At 70.6% G+C, this 17,945-nt stretch carries 17 protein-coding genes; 8 read left to right on the top strand and 9 right to left on the bottom strand.

Annotated elements, in window-relative coordinates:
- Positions 1 to 119 precede the first annotated feature (119 nt).
- Complete coding sequence (locus L3X23_RS18110; protein ID WP_237193304.1) at positions 120 to 887, bottom strand: IclR family transcriptional regulator; 768 nt, start codon at positions 885 to 887, stop codon at positions 120 to 122.
- A complete protein-coding gene (locus L3X23_RS36615; protein ID WP_374204994.1) occupies positions 857 to 1,147 on the bottom strand; it encodes a zinc-binding dehydrogenase in 291 nt (96 codons plus the stop codon). The genes L3X23_RS18110 and L3X23_RS36615 overlap by 31 nt, the downstream gene beginning before the upstream one ends.
- A 136-nt stretch (positions 1,148 to 1,283) precedes the next feature.
- On the opposite strand from L3X23_RS36615, the gene L3X23_RS18105 reads away from it, so the two are divergent.
- Positions 1,284 to 1,973 (top strand): hypothetical protein, encoded by a 690-nt coding sequence (locus tag L3X23_RS18105; RefSeq protein WP_237193303.1) that lies wholly within the window; start codon positions 1,284 to 1,286, stop codon positions 1,971 to 1,973.
- Between the two features lie 972 nt (positions 1,974 to 2,945).
- Here the strand turns inward: L3X23_RS18105 and L3X23_RS18100 are convergent.
- From L3X23_RS18100 to L3X23_RS18085, 4 genes are all read right to left on the bottom strand, one after another.
- Positions 2,946 to 3,266, bottom strand: coding sequence for an NIPSNAP family protein (locus L3X23_RS18100; RefSeq protein WP_237193302.1), 321 nt, complete (start codon positions 3,264 to 3,266; stop codon positions 2,946 to 2,948).
- A 72-nt stretch (positions 3,267 to 3,338) separates the two neighbouring features.
- Positions 3,339 to 3,770: a nuclear transport factor 2 family protein gene (locus L3X23_RS18095; RefSeq protein ID WP_237193301.1), complete on the bottom strand. Its 432-nt coding sequence runs from the start codon at positions 3,768 to 3,770 to the stop codon at positions 3,339 to 3,341.
- A gap of 107 nt (positions 3,771 to 3,877) precedes the next feature.
- The gene (locus L3X23_RS18090; protein WP_237193300.1) at positions 3,878 to 6,280 is read right to left on the bottom strand and encodes a CoA transferase; all 2,403 of its coding nucleotides are present in this window, start codon (positions 6,278 to 6,280) and stop codon (positions 3,878 to 3,880) included.
- 160 nt (positions 6,281 to 6,440) lie between these two features.
- Positions 6,441 to 6,623, bottom strand: coding sequence for a hypothetical protein (locus tag L3X23_RS18085; protein ID WP_237193299.1), 183 nt, complete (start codon positions 6,621 to 6,623; stop codon positions 6,441 to 6,443).
- A gap of 113 nt (positions 6,624 to 6,736) precedes the next feature.
- On the opposite strand from L3X23_RS18085, the gene L3X23_RS18080 reads away from it, so the two are divergent.
- Together L3X23_RS18080 and L3X23_RS18075 are read left to right on the top strand one after the other, a co-directional pair.
- Complete coding sequence (locus tag L3X23_RS18080; RefSeq protein WP_237193298.1) at positions 6,737 to 7,507, top strand: crotonase/enoyl-CoA hydratase family protein; 771 nt, start codon at positions 6,737 to 6,739, stop codon at positions 7,505 to 7,507.
- Between the two features lie 71 nt (positions 7,508 to 7,578).
- Positions 7,579 to 9,231 carry an AMP-binding protein gene (locus tag L3X23_RS18075; protein WP_374204993.1) on the top strand — a complete coding sequence of 551 codons (1,653 nt, stop codon included), beginning with the start codon at positions 7,579 to 7,581 and terminating at the stop codon, positions 9,229 to 9,231.
- A 129-nt stretch (positions 9,232 to 9,360) separates the two neighbouring features.
- Here L3X23_RS18075 and L3X23_RS18070 read toward each other — a convergent pair whose 3' ends face one another.
- The 3 genes from L3X23_RS18070 to L3X23_RS18060 are packed head-to-tail and all read right to left on the bottom strand — an operon-like array spanning position 9,361 to position 12,163.
- The gene (locus L3X23_RS18070) at positions 9,361 to 10,569 is read right to left on the bottom strand and encodes a cytochrome P450 (RefSeq protein WP_237193296.1); all 1,209 of its coding nucleotides are present in this window, start codon (positions 10,567 to 10,569) and stop codon (positions 9,361 to 9,363) included.
- An 18-nt stretch (positions 10,570 to 10,587) separates the two neighbouring features.
- Positions 10,588 to 11,826 carry an FAD-dependent oxidoreductase gene (locus L3X23_RS18065; protein WP_237193295.1) on the bottom strand — a complete coding sequence of 413 codons (1,239 nt, stop codon included), beginning with the start codon at positions 11,824 to 11,826 and terminating at the stop codon, positions 10,588 to 10,590.
- Between the two features lie 10 nt (positions 11,827 to 11,836).
- Entirely contained in the window at positions 11,837 to 12,163 is a 327-nt protein-coding gene (locus L3X23_RS18060; protein WP_237193294.1) for a 2Fe-2S iron-sulfur cluster-binding protein, read from the bottom strand.
- Between the two features lie 134 nt (positions 12,164 to 12,297).
- On the opposite strand from L3X23_RS18060, the gene L3X23_RS18055 reads away from it, so the two are divergent.
- The 5 genes from L3X23_RS18055 (at position 12,298) to L3X23_RS18035 (ending at position 17,943) form a co-directional block, all read left to right on the top strand.
- Positions 12,298 to 13,209, top strand: coding sequence for a LysR family transcriptional regulator (locus L3X23_RS18055; RefSeq protein ID WP_237193293.1), 912 nt, complete (start codon positions 12,298 to 12,300; stop codon positions 13,207 to 13,209).
- Positions 13,210 to 13,330: 121 nt separating this feature from the next.
- A complete protein-coding gene (locus L3X23_RS18050) occupies positions 13,331 to 13,891 on the top strand; it encodes a MarR family winged helix-turn-helix transcriptional regulator (protein WP_237193292.1) in 561 nt (186 codons plus the stop codon).
- Between the two features lie 232 nt (positions 13,892 to 14,123).
- Positions 14,124 to 15,086, top strand: coding sequence for an MBL fold metallo-hydrolase (locus tag L3X23_RS18045; protein WP_237193291.1), 963 nt, complete (start codon positions 14,124 to 14,126; stop codon positions 15,084 to 15,086).
- 30 nt (positions 15,087 to 15,116) lie between these two features.
- Positions 15,117 to 16,772: an FAD-dependent monooxygenase gene (locus L3X23_RS18040; protein ID WP_237193290.1), complete on the top strand. Its 1,656-nt coding sequence runs from the start codon at positions 15,117 to 15,119 to the stop codon at positions 16,770 to 16,772.
- A complete protein-coding gene (locus L3X23_RS18035) occupies positions 16,747 to 17,943 on the top strand; it encodes a homogentisate 1,2-dioxygenase (RefSeq protein ID WP_237193289.1) in 1,197 nt (398 codons plus the stop codon). Before L3X23_RS18040 ends, L3X23_RS18035 begins: the two co-directional genes overlap by 26 nt.
- Positions 17,944 to 17,945: the final 2 nt, after the last annotated feature.

The raw sequence follows: 17,945 nt of genomic DNA, 5'->3' as shown, positions 1-17,945 counted from the left end.
CAGAGTCGGTGGCGCAGGGCGCTCTGTCAAGGCCGAATTTCCACACAGGAATACTGTGTCTCACACAGTGGTAGGAATGGGTGGCGCGGGGCGGCGGCGCGCCGGATCGGCGGGGACCGCTAGAAGACGCGCCGGGCGACCGCGTAGGCCGCCCGCTGCACCTCGACACCGAGGGCCGCGATGCGCTCGGCGGGGACCTCGTCGCTGGTGCCGGAGACCTGCAGGGCTGCCGTGGCGGGGGTGTCGGTGGGCTGCACGGCGGCGGCGACCGACGTCATGCCCGGGACGCGCTCGCCGCTCGCCGTGGAGTAGCCACGGGCGCGGATCTCGGCCAGCTCGGCGAGGAAGTCCGTGCGGCTGTACGCCGTGCCGTCCGCGCGGGTGAGGTCCGGCTCCTCGTCGAGGAACCGCTCGATCTCCTCGGGTGACATCGCCGCCGCGAGCGCCTTGCCCGCGCCGATGTGCAGGGGCAGGCGCTCGCCGATGGGGATCTCGTAGCGCAGCGGATGGGCCCCGTCGACGCGAGCGAGTACCACCCGGTACCAGCCGACCCGCATGAACAGCGACGCGGTCAGGCCCGTCTCGGCGGCGAGCTCCTGCAGCACCGGGCGCGCCGCCAGGACCAGCGGGCTGCTGTTCAGGTAGGCGTGCGCGCCGAAGATCAGCCCGACCCCGGGCCGGTAGCCGGTGGAGCCCCGCTCGATGCGCCCGCGCGCCTCCAGGACGGTGAGGATGCGCTGGGTCGTGGCCACCGGCAGACCGGCCCGCCGAGCGATGTCGCTGAGCCGCAGCGCGTGCCTGCTCTCGTCGAGCACCTCGAGCACGTCGATGGCGCGCTCCAGCGAGCGCATGCTGCTCACCGGGGCCTTCGCCGACTCGGACGCCACGTCTGTCCTCTTCCACTCGCTGGTGTCACCGCGAGTTTTCCACACTGTGGTGAGAGTGTCCGGGACGGGCGGCCCGTTCTCCCGGTTCGGCCAATGGACAGGACGACCTTGCCGAAACGGTCCGGGGACTGAAAGCGACCGAGGGCGCGCGCGACGTCCTCCAACGGGTGGACGGAGTCCACGACCGGCCTGAAGGTGCCGTCGGCCAGGAGGGGGAGCACCTCGTCGATCTCGGCCCGCGTGGCGGCGTGGCAGCCGATGAGGCCGACCCCCGGCGGGACAGGGCCGCCGTGCCGGGCCGACCTCGCCGACCTCTGGGCGGCGGCGTTGCGACGGTCTTGTGCACGACGTCGAGACCCACCCCGTCGGTCAGGTCTCGTACGGGGCGTCCTGCTCTTGCTGCGGGCCCGGGATAACGCCAGCTACAACGACCTCGCGTTCAGCGACGAGGTTGACTTCTACTCTCGAGAGAATCAGCTGGCTGCCGTACTGGCGCCGTCGAGCCGGAAGCGAAATCCGCGCCTCGCGTCTTTCACCAAGACCTACGCCCTGGAGCGCCACTTCCACGACTACGGGCGTGCGCCGAGTCTCACGACCGTCGTCGAGGGCCGCGGCGAGCTCTACCAGGAGCTGTGCCGAAGAGTCTGGTCGAGCGACGCTCTCGGATTGCCGTTGCCGTGGACGAAGGTGAACGACGCGTCAGAGACTTCCCGCTCCGTGTCCGAGGGGCGCCGAGCCGCGGAGCGGTCGGCAGGGCGGCCTGCGTCTCGAGGCGTTACTCCGCAGCTGCTCCAGCTTGTCGAGTCAGGCGTACTCGCCGACGGCGTCGAACTACGCGGGCGGCACCGGGAACGGACGTATGCCGCAATGATCGAGGTCGGCCGCATCCGTCTGCCGTCCGGCGACAGCTATCGCCTACCCGACGACGCCGCCGCGGTCGTGAGCGGCCGAAAGAAGGTGAGCGGCATGAAGTTCTGGCTCGCGGACATCGGCGCCGACGAGTGGATGCCGTTGCGAGACGTGTACGACACCGCGAAGCGGCAGGGGCGGCTCCGGAGTGGGCGTCGGAGAACCGCAACCCGGTAGCAGATCGTCACCACGCGGGTAGTGGATCGTGTGGAGCCACTCGTGGTGCGAAACCCTGCGCGTGGTGCGAGTTCTGGAGGCTGGAGGGGAAGACTCTGTCAGCGTTGTCGCTGGTAGAAGGCTTGTGAGGGGGTTCGTGGAATCCTCGCGGTCAAGGAGGCAGGGGTTCGAATCCCCTCAGCTCCACCCTTGAAGACCAGGCCCGACGAAGCCTCAACGACGTGCGCTCGCCCGCCGGCTCTCGCGGAGATCGCGTCCCGGGAGGCCGTCGACGCGCAGCGAATGGCCGAGGAGACCGCGATGCGGGAGCGGACGGTGTGGAACATGGCGGAGCGAGAGGGGCAGCTGGATGGGACGCAGAAGGCGACGTCGAGCGCTAAGCCGACGCGATCTGAGTCTGGATCGCTGTGATGCGCTTGAGCAGACGCTGGGATGGGGCGAGTGCGTCGCGCGCCGCCGTTCGTGCCGCGTGCCGTTCTTCAGGGCCCCAGAACCGATGTGGCGCTGCGGCCATCGTGGCCTGGACGAGGTCGCCCTCGGTGTGCCGGGCCGGGAGGATCAGCGGGGGTTCGGCGGTGTCGCCCACAAGCCGGCGCGGGGTGAGGTGCACTCCTTCGGCGGCGTGAGGGGCGATCGGGAGCGGACGTCGGTGGGGCACTGAGCTCGTCGGCCAATGTCCGTACCGGCAATGGTGCGTCGGGATGGACGATCTCGTGAGCGGCCCCATCTCGGCCCGAGCAAGGGGGGCCGTCACCGGACGGTCGGCTCGGCCGGTCACCGGGCCGTCGCGCTCGCCGCGGATCCATTCCAGCGTGGTGACGACGCCGCGCGCGAACGGGGAGCGTTCCATGTCCCCGAGTATCCGGCGGGCGCAACCTGCCGACCGGGGGCGAGCCCGGTGTCCGGTGAGTGTCCCCGCGCCGCGGGGGAATCGTCGTCGGTGCTCTTCGTTCTGGTGTGCTGACCGGTGCCTCAGCGCAGGGGCGAACCGGAGGTCGGGACGAGTCGGCGCACCTCGATGCGCTCCCTCACCACGAGGCCCTTGGTTCTCGGCACGATCTCGTTCTTCCAGGTGGGGTCCTGGTAGACAGCCTCATGGACCTTCGCCCGGTGCGCCTCATCGTCGAAGCGGCGCAACCAGACGTGCACGTCGGGGTCGGTTTCGTCGATGTAGCTGGCGACGACGACCATGCCCCGTGACGCCATGAAGGGCAGCACGACCTCATGGAACAGGGTGAGCCACTCCTCCCGGCGTCCCGGGGCACAGCGGTAGGTGCGAAGTTCGGTCAGCATGCAGGGTCCTCCCCGCGTCGTGGACGAGATCGAGGCGTGAACAGGCCTTCAGCGGTAGGGCCCCGCGAGGGATCAAGACGGGTTGTCGAAAGGGGAGGGAGGTGCGCCGCCGACTCGGAAAGGTCGGGTTCCCACCCGGTGCTGCACTCGCCATCCGGCGGGTGTCTCCGTCATCACGTCGCGATACTCACCGACGTAGACCTTGTGGTCCTCCATCACGATGAGCAGTTTACTCGTCAATTCCCTGGTCGCTTCCGTCGGTGAACCAGTCACCACTACGTTCACGGCGTGATGCGCAATGGGGTGTTTCATGCCGCGGAACTGTTCGACAATCGCTGGCAGACCGCGCAATACGGGGATGTACGGGGCGAAATTCGTGAAGTCGACTACGGCGTCCGGAACGAACACCTCGTCGAGTCGATCCCAGGCGGCATGGTCGACGAGGTGCACGTACCTGCTCACCACGTCCTGGAGAAGCAGCTGTTCCTCGATCGTGCTCTTCATGGAACCTCTTTCTGTCAAGCGCTGAAATAGACGTGCGGTAGTCGAACATTGATGCACGCGGGGTGGATCCTGGCCGGCACCCGGGGGCCGTGAAACGAGAGGCGCCTCTATGATTCTCTGATCACTTCCCGAACAATCGCCTGGCTGTCGTCGGCATCGACGAGCATGCTGAAGGTCCGTGCCCTTCCCCAGTAGCCGGGCGCGCCTGTCGTATTCACGACCGGGTTTTCGCCAACCCCGATCGCGCCTTCCTCGAGGAGCTCGACGATGCGGTCGGTGAAACCGAACTCCGCCAACACCGTGATGGTGTCCATGCCCGGCCTGCGGGAGGCCACCAGGTCGCGCCCTGCCTTGCTCGTCGAGGCGGCGGTGGTCGGCAGGCCGATGCCCAGCGCCCGGCCGATCCCCGGGTGCTCGACCACGGCGACCATCTTGGCTCGCAACGCCCTCTCGTCGCGGAACAGGTCAGGAAGGCGCACGTAGGCGTGCGCGCCGAGCCCGGCGCCGGCTGCCAGGCTCACGCACTCGTCGACCTTCAGCCGCGAGAAATGCTCCTCGAGCCACGCCTGCACGTCGGCGTCGGGCACGCCCGCGACCGGCTTCAGGGTCGGTGAACTCTCGGCAAGCCGCTCCTTCGCGTCCGTGCGGTCGCCCGCGGCCAGGTAGAACCAGCCATCCTCTGCGCGGTAGAGGCGATCGAACGCGTGCCAGCCGAAGTCGTCCGGCGCCGTCCGCTCCCAGTCCTTGCCTGCGAAGTCGATGAGGAACGGCAGCTGGTGCATCGTCGCGGTGCGCGACAACGAGCCGTTGACGTCCTGCCCCTCGCCGGTACGGATGCGGTGCAGGAGTGCCAGCATGATGCCCAGTGCGCTGAGGTGCCCCGAGGCGTGATCGTTGATGTACGTGGACTGGGCCGTGGGCCGCCCGCCGGGCCCGTTCGGATAGCCCTGGCCGGTCGCCATCTGCGCGACCATGTCGTGTCCGCGGTGCTGGCCGCGCCAGCCGCCTTCCGAGTGCAGCGAGGTCCGCGAGTTGATCACCGTCGGGTTCAGCGCCCGGATCTGCGCGGTGGAGACTCCGAGCTTCTCCGCGGCGGCCGCGGTGAAGTTGTGGTGCACCACGTCCATCTCGCTGACCATGGACCGGACGATGTCGCGGCTCGCGGCCTTCCGGAGATCCAGGAACACCATGCGTTTGCCCGCGTTGACGGTTCGGTGCCCGATGAAGGCGCCGAGGTCGTCGGTCAGTAGGTCGACCTCCTCGGTCGCGATCCCGGCTCGGTCGACCTTGATCACCTCGGCGCCGTACTGTGCCAGGACGCGGGTGGTGGTCGGTCCCGCCAGCAACGTCGAGCAGTCCAGCACCCGCACGCCTGCCAGCGGCAGGTCGTCATCCGCGGGCGGTAGTTCCGGGTCATGCCGTGCCTCGCCCAGCCATTCGATCGGGGCCTCCGTCCCCGCTACGGCCTCCTTGCGCGGCCAGCGCACGCTCGCAGGAGTGCCGGACAGCAGAACGGGGAAGCCGGCCTGCTGGGTCAGGCCGAGGAAGGGGTCGTCGACAGCGACGATCGTCTCGCTGTCGAGTGCGTGGGCGTCGTGCAACCATTCGCGGGTCGACTGGACGAGACCCACCGACGTGCCGAGTTCCTCCTGCCCCAACCGTTCCCACTCGGCTGCAGGCTTCTGGGCGATGAGGGCGTCCAGATCGTGTGACAGCCGTTCCGCCGACGCGGCGTCCAGTTGGAGCAGGTCGTAGTCGAGACCGAAGTGGCTCACCAATGCCTGCAGCCCGCGTAGCGGGGTGTCGAAGTAGATGTAGGCGCCGTCCGCGGCGCGCCGCACTCCCAGGTACGACACGATCTGGGCGAGGAAAGGCCACTCGAACTCGCGGGACTGCGGGAACTCGGCGTGCTGGCCGAGCGACTCGAAACCGGCCTCGTAGAGGGAGACCTCGACGGACCGACCGCGTGCGGTGCGGAGTCTGCTGAGCAGGGCACCGACGATGCGGTGGGCGGCAACGAAGGCGGCGAAGTTGGAGGCGAGCGTCAAAGGGTTGAATCGAGGGGTGTCGGCGCGGAAGCCCTCCGGGGGATACAGGCCCAATGCGGAGCAGACGACACCCTCCCAGCCCGGCAGGTCGGCGCGCGGGTCGTCGGCGGGGAAACCGGGCAGCGAGCACCAGATGAGGCGGTCGTTCTCGGCTTCGAAGCTCGCCGCTCCGAGACCTAGTCGATCCATGACACCCGGCCGGAAGTTCTCGATCACGACGTCTGCCGAGGCGATGAGCCGACGCGCCTGCGCTCGCCCGGACTCCGTCTTGAGGTCCAGCTGAACGCTGCGCTTGCCCCGGTACAGCGCCGCGTTCACAGGGTGATCCCACCGCGGCCCGCCAGGCGGGTCCACGTGGATCACGTCGGCGCCGTTGTCGGCCAGGAACAGGCCCGTCAGAGGTCCGGCCAGATACTGCCCGAAATCGACGACTCGAATGCCGTCCAGTGCACCCTCGGACATCGCTTCACCCCGTGTTTCGCCAGACCGTCGTGCCTCGGACCGTAGCCGCGGGTCCGGGACACGGTCGGTGGTGTTCCGCTCCGCTGTACGCACTTGTCAGCCGATCTTTTGCGCTCGCACGCTGCCGAGAGAACTGCTCCCACGTGCGGCTCCGGTCTGCTCAAGCGGTGTCGGGTCGGTCCTGCTCGCCCAGGAAGCGGCTGACCTCCTCCATGCAGGTGAAGTCGGAGGCCGTGGCGAAGTGGTCGGTCTTGCGCAACGTCAGCAGAGTCGCGTTCGGCAATGCTGCCACCAGACGGTCGGCAGGTCCGCTGAAGTCTCGATCACCGAGGACGACCAGCACAGGGCACCGCACGGCCGTCAGGGCCGACTCGGTGAACGGGGGAGGGGCAGACCGCAGGTAGCCGGCCACGGAGCCACCCTCCGGCTCGACGGCGCCATCCGGATGGCACCGAGATGACCGACGGCGAGGTTCTGGTCGAGCGTCGCGGGCCGGTGCTCCTGATCGCGCTCGACCGACCTCGGCAGCGCAACGCGATGACGCTCGACGCGGCGCGCGTGATCGCCGGCGCGATGGACGAGCTCGACGCGGACGACGCGTTGTCGGTCGCCGTCCTGACCGGCAACGGGGGACACTTCTGCGCCGGCATGGACCTGAAGCGGTTCGTCGAGAGCGGTGAGCGCCCGTTCGTGCCCGGCCGCGGCTTCGGCGGGTTGGTCGAGACGCCGCCGACCAAGCCGGTCGTGGCCGCGGTGGAGGGCTTCGCCCTCGGCGGGGGCTTCGAGATGGTCCTGGCCTGCGACCTCGTCGTCGCGTCGGAGACGGCACGGTTCGCCCTTCCGGAGGTGCGGCGTGGGCTCGTCGCCCGCGGCGGCGGGATGTTCCGGCTCCCACGTGTGCTTCCCCGGGCGATCGCCATGGAGCTGCTGCTGACCGGCGCGATGCTCGAGCCCGCCGTCGCCCTCCAGTACGGGCTCGTCAACCGGGTCACGCCGGAGAACGCCGCTCTCGACACGGCCCTGGACCTCGCGACGGCGATCGCCGCCAACGCCCCGCTCGCCGTGGCGACCTCCACCAGGATCGCCCGGGCGGCGTACGACCGGTCCGAGTCGTCGATGTTCCAGTGGCAGCAGCAGTGGACGGACACCGTGTTCGCCTCGGCGGACGCCGCAGAGGGAAGCCGCGCCTTCACGGAACGACGAGATCCGGTATGGACCGGATGCTGAACGGCGCCACCCGGCGCACCTCGCCCGCAAGCACGTCGCTCGGTCCTTGTACCCCGCAGAGTGGAGGACTCATGTCTGCGCGCACCGTTCCCGTGGACGACCACGGACTGTCCTACGCCGCCGGCCCCAGGGCCGCCGAGCTCGATGAGTCCACTGTGTACGCGACGCTCGCGCGGTCCGCGGAACGCGAAGCGGACCGCCTCGCGCTCGTGGAGCACCACACGGGGCGTACCTGGACCTACACCGAGTTGCTCGCCGCAGTGGACGCCTGCGCGACCGGTCTGTACGCCGCGGGGGTACGCCCCGGTGAGCGGGTGGGCATCTGGTCGGCGAACTGTGCCGAGTGGGTCCTCGTGCAGTTCGCCTCGGCGAAACTCGGGGCGATCCTGGTGACGATCAACCCCGCGTACCGGGCCCCCGAGCTCGGGTACGCACTGCGCAAGGTGCAGGTCTCGACGCTGGTGTCCGCCACCGGCTTCCGGGACGTGTCCTACCGCGAGCTGCTGGACCACGTGCGCGCCGACTGCCCGGATCTCCGCACGGTGATCGAACTGAGCAGTGCCGACTGGGAGCGGGTGGCGGGCGGTGCGCCGGAGCACACGGACATCGTGGAGGACATCGCCGCCTCCCTCGACCCGGACGACCCGATCAACATCCAGTTCACGTCCGGGACCACCGGATCACCCAAGGGTGCCACCCTCAGCCATCGGGGAATCGTCAACAACGCCCGATTCTTCGGCGACGGCCTCGCCTACACACCAGAAGACCGGGTCTGTGTGCCGGTACCGCTGTATCACTGCTTCGGCATGGTGATGGGCACATTGTCGACCTTCTACCACGGCGCGACCGCGATCCTGGCCGGGCCGTGGTTCGACCCGCTGCAGACTCTGCAGGCCGTGGCCCAGCACCGATGCACCTCGCTCTACGGCGTCCCGACGATGTTCATCGCGGAGCTGGAGATCCTCGCCTCCACCGGCCTCGACGTCTCGTCGCTGCGGACCGGGATCATGGGCGGGTCGCCCTGTCCCGTCGATGCGATGCTCCGCGTGATCAGCGAGCTGGGCATGGAGGAGGTGACCATCTGTTTCGGGATGACCGAGAACTCGCCCGTCGCCACGCAGACGAAGCTCGACGACGACATCCGGCGCAAGACGGAGACCGTCGGCGTCGCGATGCCGCACCTGGAGATCGCGGTCCGGGATGCCGTCACCGGCGACATCGTGCCCCGTGGATCGGTGGGGGAGGCCTGCTTCCGCGGCTACTCCGTGATGATCGGCTACTGGGAGGACCCGGAGCGCACGGCCGAGGTCCTCGGCGACGACGGCTGGCTCTCCACCGGCGACCTCGCCGTCATGGACGAGGACGGCTACCTCACCGTGGTGGGCCGACTGAAGGACATGATCATCCGCGGCGGCGAGAACATCTACCCGCGCGAGATCGAGGAATGCCTCATGGGCCATCCGGACGTGGTCGACGTCCAGGTCGTCGGGGTACCCGATGATCGGATGGGCGAAGAAGTCGCCGCATGGCTGGTCATGCGGCCGGGCTCGCCCGAGCTGAATGCCGAGAGTGTGCGCGAGTACTGCGAAGATCGTCTGTCGCGGCAGAAGATCCCGCGCTACGTGCAGGTGGTCGACCAGTTCCCGATGACCGTGACGGGCAAGGTCCGCAAGAACGTCATGCGAGAGATCATGACCAAGGGCCTCAACTCCGGCGGCGTCTGACCAGGCGGAGTGTGTGGCCCAGCCCGTCCCGGCCCGGAGTGTCCGAGACGGGAGACGGGCCGGCTGCCCGACGACGGCGTCACCCACTCCGCCGCTGCCACGACGGGACCAGGTGCCTGCGGGCGGGATCTACCAGGTGACGGGGAGGTGGGTGAGCCCGCGGAAGACCCAGCCGAACCACTCCTCGGAGCGGCGCTCGTCGGTGCGGAGATCGGGCAGCCGGTCGTAGAGCAGCGGGATCCCGATCTCGCCGATCGAGATCCGCGCGGCCCAATGCCCGGCGCAGAGGTGCACACCGCTGCCGAAGCCCAGGTGCGGCTGCCTCGGCCGGGCGATGTCGAAGGCCTCCGGGTGGTCGAAGGCGGCAGGGTCTCGGTTCGCCGCCCCGACCACGACGCCGAGGATGGCCCCGGCGGGCAGCTCCACGCCCTCCAGCACCGTGTCCATGGTGGTCTGGCGCGGATACATGCCGATGGGGGACAACCACCGCACGGCCTCGTCGAACACCGAGGGCCACAGCGCGGGGTCGGCGAGGACGCGCCCGCGCTGCTGCGGGTGCCTGCTCAGTGCCCACACCACGTTGGTCACCATGTGCTGAGGCTCGTTCATGCCGCCGGAGATGGTGAGCTTGACGTTGGCCCGCACGGCCTCGTCGCTCAGGCCGGAGGCGGCCAGCGCGGAGGTGAGCGAGGTGTCCGGCGCCGACCGCAGCCGGGGGAGGAGCTCGTCGAGGCAGGCGTCCACCTCCGCCTGGGCGGTGTCGCAGCGCGCCCAGATCTCCGCATCGTCCTGCAGGTTGCCGATGCCCGCGATGAAGGCGTGCGACCACCGTCGCATGTCCTCGGCCCCGACCCCGACCCCGCGCAAGCCCAGCATGTCCACCAGGTTCTGCGCGGCGAGCGGGGCGGCGTAGTCGAGATTGAGGTCGGCCGCCCCCGGCCCCTTCGCCACCAGCTCGTCCAGGTAGGTCTGCGCGTTGCGCTCGAACAGCGGCACCCACGACTCGCGGATCCGCTTGGGCCGCAGGCAAGGGTTGACCGGACGGCGCTCTGCGGCGTGTCCCGGGTCGTCCTTGCGCAGCATGGGTGTGGCGCCGAGCGCGCGGGCCATGGTCGCCCCGGCCCCGCCGACGCTCGCCGAGAAGGTGACCTGGTCGGCCTCGATCGCCCGGCAGCCCTCGAAGGTCGTGGCGAGGTACCGGTTCATCGCCGGCACCCGGACGAGGGGACCGGTCTCGCGCAGGCGGTCGTAGGTCTCGTACGGGTCATGCTGCATGGCAGCGACGTCGACCCAGTCGGCGACGGGGGCGGGCGCGGCGGCCGTGGTGGACGGGCTCATGGTGGCTCCGGGAGGGCTCTAGCTCGCGGCGGCGAGCTGCGTGGCGTGCTGTTTCAGGCTGAAGCCGGGCGCGGCGACCTGCTCCGGGCCGGGCAACCGGTCGGTGCCCAGCACCCGGCGAGCGGCCATGTGGTCGGCCGGGCGGTTGACCGACTCGACGGCGACCAGGCTCCCGGCGCGGAACCGGAATGCGGAGAACCTCCCGCCCGGTACGTCGCCGGTGAGGACCGTGGTGTCGTCCGGCCGCGCCAGTCCCGCGATCTGCAGGCGGACCGGCCCCTGGTCGCTCCAGAACCACGGCAGTCCGCCGTACCGCTCGGAGGTCTCGTCCAGGATCGCGCGCGCCACGTGAGTGCCCTGGCCGACGGCGTTCTGGACGGACTCCAGGCGGTGCAGTGCGCCGTCGGGCCCGAAGGGGAACCGTGCGCAGTCGCCGATCGCATAGACCGCCGGGTCCGAGGTCCGCAGACACCCGTCGACCACGATCCCGTCGTCGACGGTCAGGCCCGCGTCGCGGGCGAGGTCGTCGCACGGCCGCACCCCGACGCCGAGCAGAACCAGGTCGGCGGGATACCGCAGGCCACTCGTCCCGACGACCGCGCGGACTGCGCCGTCCTCGACCTCCAGCTCCACGAGACCCTCGCCGAGTTCGAGCGCGGTGCCCATCTCTCGGTGCGCTCCGGTGAGGAAGTCCGCGGTCTCGGCGGACAGGGCCCGCTCGAGCGGACGCGTGGCCGCCTCGAGCACGGTCACCTCGACGCCGCGCCTGCGCGCCGCGGCGGCGAACTCCAGCCCGATGAACCCGGCGCCGACCACGACGGCACGGCGGGTGGTGGACAGCGCCGCACGAAGTGCCGTGGCGTCCCCGAGCGTGCGCAGCTCACGGACCCCGGCGGCGTCGGTCCCCGGGAGCGGGAGCCTGCGCGGGGTCGCGCCGGTGGCCAGGACGAGGGTGGAGTAGCCGATCTCCTCCCCGCCACGCAGCACGACGACTCGCCGGTCCCGGTCGATCCGGACAGCGGCGCGCCCGAGCCGCAGGTCGATCTCCCTGTCGCTGAAGAACCGTCGCGCCCGCAGGGGGAGGGCCGCGGGCTCGCGGCCCTCCCCCATGAAGTCCTTGGACAGTGGTGGACGTTGGTAGGGAAGCTCGGCCTCCTCGCCCACGAGGACGACCGACCCGCGGTAGCCGCCCGCGCGCAGCGAGTCGACGACCTGGACCCCCGCCTGCCCCGCGCCGACGACGACGGCGCTCTCCACGCCTGCCTCCTCAGATCTGGTGGGCGGGCACGTCGACCTCGATCTCGTCGAGATGCGTGCCCGCTTCGATCTGGCAGCCCAGGCGGCTGCGGTCGGCGTGGCGGGGGGCGGCGGCGCAGTCCAGCATCTCGTCCTCGTCCTCGCTCATCGGCGGGAGCGTGTCGAGGTAGGGCTCGCGGACGTAGACGTGGCAGGTGGCGCACATCGCCTGGCCCCCGCACTCGCCGACGATGCCGCGCACACCGTTCGCGACGGCGGCGCGCATGAGGCTCGTCCCGGCATCGACGTCCAGGACGTCACTGTCGGCGTCGTCGTGGTGGAAGATCACCTTGGGCATCGTCGCTCCTCGTGCGTTGACGGTCCGTCCCGTCGACCTGCCCCTTCACCCTCCGGGGCCGACGATGCTCTTGTAAAGCAGCGTTTGCATCGCTACTAGGCAAGGAAAACTCATCATCCTGCTACCGTGCCGCCATGGCAGGAGGGGGTGCGCGCTTCACGCTGCGCCAGCTCGAGTACTTCGTCACCGTCGCCGAGGAGGGGACGATGGCGGCGGCGGCAGACCGCCACCACATCTCGCAATCGGCCGTCTCGCTCGCGGTGACCGAGCTGGAGAAGGTCCTCGGCGTGCAGCTGTTCATGCGGCGCAAGTCGCGCGGGATCGAGCTGACCGGGGCCGCTCGCGAGGTGCTGCCGGAGGCGCGCAGGCTGCTCGCCCACGCCGGGGAGGTGCAGTCGATCGCGCGGAGCCTGGGTCAGTCGGTCAGCGGCGAGCTCGTGCTCGCCTGCTACCCCACGCTGACGCCCTTCGTGGTGCCGGAGATCGTGCAGCGCTTCCCCGCCCGCCACGCCGACGTCACCGTCACCCTGTTCGAGGGGTCGGTGGCCGAGATGCTCGCGCGACTGTCCGACGGGACCTGCGAGACGGCCCTGATGTACGACCTCGGCATCGGGCCCGAGTTCACCCGGACCGTGCTCTACAGCGTCCGGCCCTACGTCCTGCTGCCCGCCGGGCATCGGCTCGCGACGACCGGTCCGCTGTCGCTCACCGAGCTGCGCGACGAGCCCATGGTCATGCTCGACATGCCGCCGAGCGCCGAGATGTTCCGCGAAGTGCTCGCCGTCGGTGGTGTCGAGCCCGCGGTCCGGTTCTCGACGACCACTTTCGAGTCGGTGCGGTCCCTGGTGGCGAGCGGGGTCGGGTACTCGCTGCTGCTGCAACGACCGTCCGCCGCGTCGACCTACGCGGGGCCTCCGCTGGTGTACCGGGACATCGAGGAGGACGTGCCGCAGGTGGACGTGGTCCTGGTCCACGCGCGCAACGCCCGGCTCACACGGCGGGCCCAGGCCTTCGCCGAGTTCTGTCGGGAGACGCTGACCGGGTGAGCGTTTCCGTCCTCCTGCGTGCGAGAGGCCGGGGACCGAGTCCGGTGTGAGGGCGGCGCGCCCGGATGCGCGGCCGCCGCCGCGATCATCGAGGGGTGACGGGGCGGCCTACGATCGGCTCGTGCCGTCCTCTCCCGACTCCGCGGTCCCCGACGACGACGCGGTCGCCGCCGGGTTCCTCGGTTTCGCCGAGGTCGCGCTCGACCGGACCGAGGCGCGGCTGCCGAACATCGACCGGGATGCCATGGCGATGGTGTTGCTGCTGCACCGGGTCGCGAGCACGATCGTCTACGACCTCGAGTCCCGGGTGCACCGGCCTGCCGGCTGGAGCTGGTCGGCGTTCCGGTTGCTGTTCGCTCTCTGGGTCGCCGGGGCGCTGGACCCGAGCAGGGCGGCCGAGCTGACCGGGATGAGTCGCGCCGCGGTGTCCAGTCTGGCCAAGACGCTCGGCGCCGCCCGCCTCGTCGAACGAACCCCGGACCCGCACGACCGGCGCTCGGTGACCCTGTCGCTGTCTGCGGAGGGTGTGCGGCGCCTCGAGGCGACCTTCGAGACGCACAACCGCCGCGAGGCCGAGTGGGCGGCCCTCCTCACGACGGAGGAGCTGGCCGTGCTCAACCGGGTCCTGACGAGGCTGGTCACCGCGGCGCAGGACGAGGACTGGATCAGCCGACGCTCGTAGTATGTGACGTGCGTCACGTAGGACGAGATGTTAAAAGGTTTGATTGCCTGCGGCGGACGCTCTACCGTGTTCCTGGTCAAGGCTTTGATCAGGTGGTCGTCGACCCCTGACGGAGCTCCCGATGGTGGGGGAGGCGCCTGGTGTCCGTTCCCGCGCTGCCTCCCCGATCGGCTGCACCGCACTGCACACCTCGTGGAGTCGTGCCCGTACCACCGACAGCCGAAAGGTCCCTGTGATGGCCAAGCCGTTCGCCTCGTCAGCCGACACCGCGACGAAGGAACAGACCCTCGAGATCCTCGCCGACGGCGTCTACGCGCTGACCGCCGAGGGCGACCCCAACATCGGCGCGGTCGAGGGCGAGGACTTCCTCGTCTGCTTCGAAGCCCTCGCGACGCCCGTCGCGGCGCACAAATGGCTCGCGAAGCTGCGCGAGCACACCGACAAGCCCGTGCGCTACCTGGTGCTGAGCCACTACCACGCGGTCCGGGTGCTCGGGGCGAGCGCCTTCGACGCGGAGACCATCGTCTCCCACGAGCTCACCCGCGACCTCGTGGCCGAGCGCGGCAAGCAGGACTGGGAGTCGGAGTTCGCCCGGATGCCGCGGCTGGCCGAGGCCGCGGACTCGGTGCCCGGCCTGACCTGGCCCACCCTCACCTTCGCCGACCGGCTCACCATCGACCTCGGCGGCGACCGCGGCGACCTCGTGCTGCAGTACCACGGCCGAGGGCACACCGAGGGCGACATCACCGCCTGGCTGCCCCGTCAGAAGATCCTCTTCGCCGGTGACCTGGTCGAGGCCCAGGCCGCGCTGTACACCGGGGATGCGTTCCATCGCGACTGGGCGACCGGCACGCTCGATGCGATCAAGGCGCTCCACGCCGAGCAGCTCGTCGGCGGTCGCGGAGCGGTCAGCCGCGGCCGCGCCGAGGTCGACGCCGCGATCGAGCAGACCCGCGGGTTCCTGCAGGTCATGCTGCGCGAGGTCGGCGCCACGCAGCAGCGCGGCGGCACGCTGAAGGAGGCGTTCGAGGCCACCCACGCCGCCTTGGTGGACGACTACGGGCACTGGCCGATCTTCGAGCACTGCCTGCCCTTCGACGTCTCGCGGGTGTGGGACGAGCTGTCCGGGGTGGAGCGGCCGATCATCTGGACGGCCGAGCGCGACCAGGAGGTCTGGGCCCAGCTGCAGAGCTGAGGCGCGACCATCTCGACGACGGGAGTCACCATGCCCACCACCTGGCCGCACGGCCCGGTCGCCGTGCTCGGCGCCGGGCCCGTCGGGCAGACCACGGCACTGCTGCTGGCCCGCTGGGGCGTGCCGTGCGTGGTGCTCGACCAACGACCCGAACGGGACCCGATCGGGTCCAAGGCGATCTGCCAGCAGCGCGATGTCCTCGACGTCTGGGACGCCGTGGGCGCGGGCCGCCAGATCGCGGACGAGGGCGTCACCTGGACCACATCGCGCACCTTCCACCGCGCCCGGGAGCTGTTTGCGATCGAGTTCGCGGAGGCGGGGCGTTCCACCTTCCCCCCGTTCGTCAACATCTCCCAGACGCGCACCGAGCAGATCCTCGACGAGCGCATGCTCGCGGAGCCCTTGATCGACGTGCGGTGGGGCCACCGAGTCGTCCACGTCGCCCAGGACGACGAGCGAGTCGTGCTGCAGTGCGACACCGGCGCGGGCCGGGTGTCACTGCAGGCCCCCTACCTCGTCGCCTGCGGGGGCTCGCGCAGCGAGGAGCTGCGCACGCTGCTCGGCGTCGGCTTCCACGGGCAGTCCTTCGACGACCGCTTCCTGATCTGCGACATCCGCGTCGACCTGCCCGGCTGGGCCACCGAGCGGCGGTTCTACTTCGACCCGGAGTGGAACCCGGGCCGGCAGGTGCTGATCCACCCGTGCCCGGACTCGACGTTCCGGATCGACTGGCAGGTCCCCGCGGACTTCGACCTCGAGGCCGAGGTGGCCTCCGGCGCCCTCGACGCCCGGATCCGGGCGATCATCGGCGTGCGGGACTACGAGATCGTCTGGAAGTCGGTCTACCGCTTCCACTCCCGCGTCGTCGACCGCATGCGGTGCGACCGGGTCCTGATCGCGGGGGACGCGGCCCACCTGGTCTCCCCCTTCGGGGCGCGGGGCCTGAACTCCGGGGTGGGGGACGCCGAGAACGCGGCGTGGAAGATCGCCTACGTCGGCCACGGCTGGGCACCCGCCGACCTGCTGGAGAGCTACCACGCCGAGCGGCACGCCGCGGCCGTGGAGAACATCGCGGTCACCACGGCGACCATGGACTTCCTCGTGCCGCAGGACGAGCAGCAGGCCCGCCACCGCGCGGAGGTGCTGGCCGCCGCCGCGACCGACCCGGATGCCCGCGCGAGGGTGGACTCGGGCCGCCTCGCCGAGCCGTTCTGGTACGTGGGGTCCGAGCTCACCACCCCGGCCGAAGAGCGTCCGTTCGCCGGGCGCCCCCCGCGGGGCCGCGTGCCGCCCGCCGGTCCCGGTGTACTGCTGCCCGACGCCCCCGTCACCACCCCCGGCGGCGGCCGCGGCCGGGCACGGGCATTGGCCCGGGACGGTTTCCTGCTGCTCACCACCGACGGCGCCGACCTCGGCGCCGCCCACACGGCGGCAGCGGCCATGCCCGGTCCGGTCCGCGTCCTCCCGCTCGCCGAGCTCGACCCCGAGGGCACTCTCACCGCCGCGCTCGACGCGTGCGCCCGGGAGGTCTGGGTCGTCCGGCCGGACGCGCACGTGGCCGCGGTCCTGACCGACCCGACCGTCGACGAGATCGCCAGGGCGCTGCACCGCGCCACCGCACGGGCCACGGCCCCCCACCACAACAGGGAGGAGAACCACGATGGCGCACTACGCGCGGGTCGGTAGCGTCCCGCCCAAGCGGCACACCCAGCACCGGCGGGCCGACGGTGGCCTGCACTACGAGGAGCTGATGGGGGAGGAGGGCTTCTCCTCGGACTCCTCGCTGCTCTACCACCTCGGCGTCCCGTCGGCGATCGTCGACGCCACGCCCTGGGACCTGCCCGACCAGACCCTGACCGAGAACCGCCCGCTGCTGCCGCGCCACCTGCAACTGCACCGGCTCGGCAGCGAGGACTGGAAGGCCGTGGACGTGGTCACCGGCCGCAGACTGGTGCTGGGCAACGCGGACGTGCGCCTCTCCTACGTCGTCGCAGGCGAGTCCTCGCCGTTGTACCGCAACGCGATCGGCGACGAGTGCGTGTACGTCGAGTCCGGCTCGGCCACCGTCGAGACGGTGTTCGGCGTGCTGACCGCGGTGCAGGGCGACTACGTGGTGCTCCCACGCGCCACGACCCACCGTTGGCTCCCCACCGGGCCGGACCCGTTGCGCGCCTACGTGATCGAGGCGAACTCGCACGTCGCCCCACCCAAGCGGTACCTGTCGCGGTACGGGCAGCTGCTCGAGCATGCGCCCTACTGCGAGCGGGACCTGCACGGCCCCACCGAGCCCTTCCTGGTCGAGGGCGCCGACGTCGAGGTGCTGGTGAAGCACCGCGGCTCGCGCGGGATCACCGGCACCCGCTACGTCTACCCGACCCACCCGTTCGACGTGGTGGGCTGGGACGGGTGCCTCTACCCGTACACCTTCAACATCGCCGACTTCGAGCCGATCACCGGCCGCGTGCACCAGCCACCGCCCGTGCACCAGGTGTTCGAGGGCGACAACTTCGTGATCTGCAACTTCGTGCCGCGCAAGGTGGACTACCACCCGCTGGCGGTGCCGGTGCCGTACTACCACTCCAACGTGGACTCCGACGAGGTCATGTTCTACTGCGGCGGGGACTACGAGGCGCGCAAGGGCTCGGGCATCGCGCAGGGCTCGATCAGCCTGCACCCCGGCGGGCACAGTCACGGCCCGCAGCCGGGTGCGGTCGAGCGCTCGCTGGGCGCGGAGTTCTTCGACGAGCTGGCGGTCATGGTCGACACGTTCCGGCCGCTGGAGCTCGGCGAGGGCGGCCTGGCGGCCGAGGACCCCGCCTACGCGTGGTCCTGGTCGGGGCGGGGGCCCGCCTCGTGAGC

The organism is Pseudonocardia sp. WMMC193, assembly GCF_021728735.1.
Lineage (GTDB): Bacteria > Actinomycetota > Actinomycetes > Mycobacteriales > Pseudonocardiaceae > Pseudonocardia > Pseudonocardia oroxyli.
Note: the sequence above shows the minus strand (reverse complement) of the source record. Positions and strands in the feature narration are given on the sequence as shown.

Bases quoted from the DNA above. Each gene is read 5' to 3' on its own strand.
- L3X23_RS18095 (WP_237193301.1), bottom strand. From the start codon at position 3,770: ATGAAGAGCACGATCGAGGAACAGCTGCTTCTCCAGGACGTGGTGAGC.
- L3X23_RS18080 (WP_237193298.1), top strand. From the start codon at position 6,737: ATGACCGACGGCGAGGTTCTGGTCGAGCGTCGCGGGCCGGTGCTCCTG.
- L3X23_RS18070 (WP_237193296.1), bottom strand. From the start codon at position 10,569: ATGAGCCCGTCCACCACGGCCGCCGCGCCCGCCCCCGTCGCCGACTGG.
- L3X23_RS18060 (WP_237193294.1), bottom strand. From the start codon at position 12,163: ATGCCCAAGGTGATCTTCCACCACGACGACGCCGACAGTGACGTCCTG.
- L3X23_RS18090 (WP_237193300.1), bottom strand. From the start codon at position 6,280: ATGTCCGAGGGTGCACTGGACGGCATTCGAGTCGTCGATTTCGGGCAG.
- L3X23_RS18075 (WP_374204993.1), top strand. From the start codon at position 7,579: ATGTCTGCGCGCACCGTTCCCGTGGACGACCACGGACTGTCCTACGCC.
- L3X23_RS18040 (WP_237193290.1), top strand. From the start codon at position 15,117: ATGCCCACCACCTGGCCGCACGGCCCGGTCGCCGTGCTCGGCGCCGGG.
- L3X23_RS18100 (WP_237193302.1), bottom strand. From the start codon at position 3,266: ATGCTGACCGAACTTCGCACCTACCGCTGTGCCCCGGGACGCCGGGAG.
- L3X23_RS18035 (WP_237193289.1), top strand. From the start codon at position 16,747: ATGGCGCACTACGCGCGGGTCGGTAGCGTCCCGCCCAAGCGGCACACC.
- L3X23_RS18055 (WP_237193293.1), top strand. From the start codon at position 12,298: ATGGCAGGAGGGGGTGCGCGCTTCACGCTGCGCCAGCTCGAGTACTTC.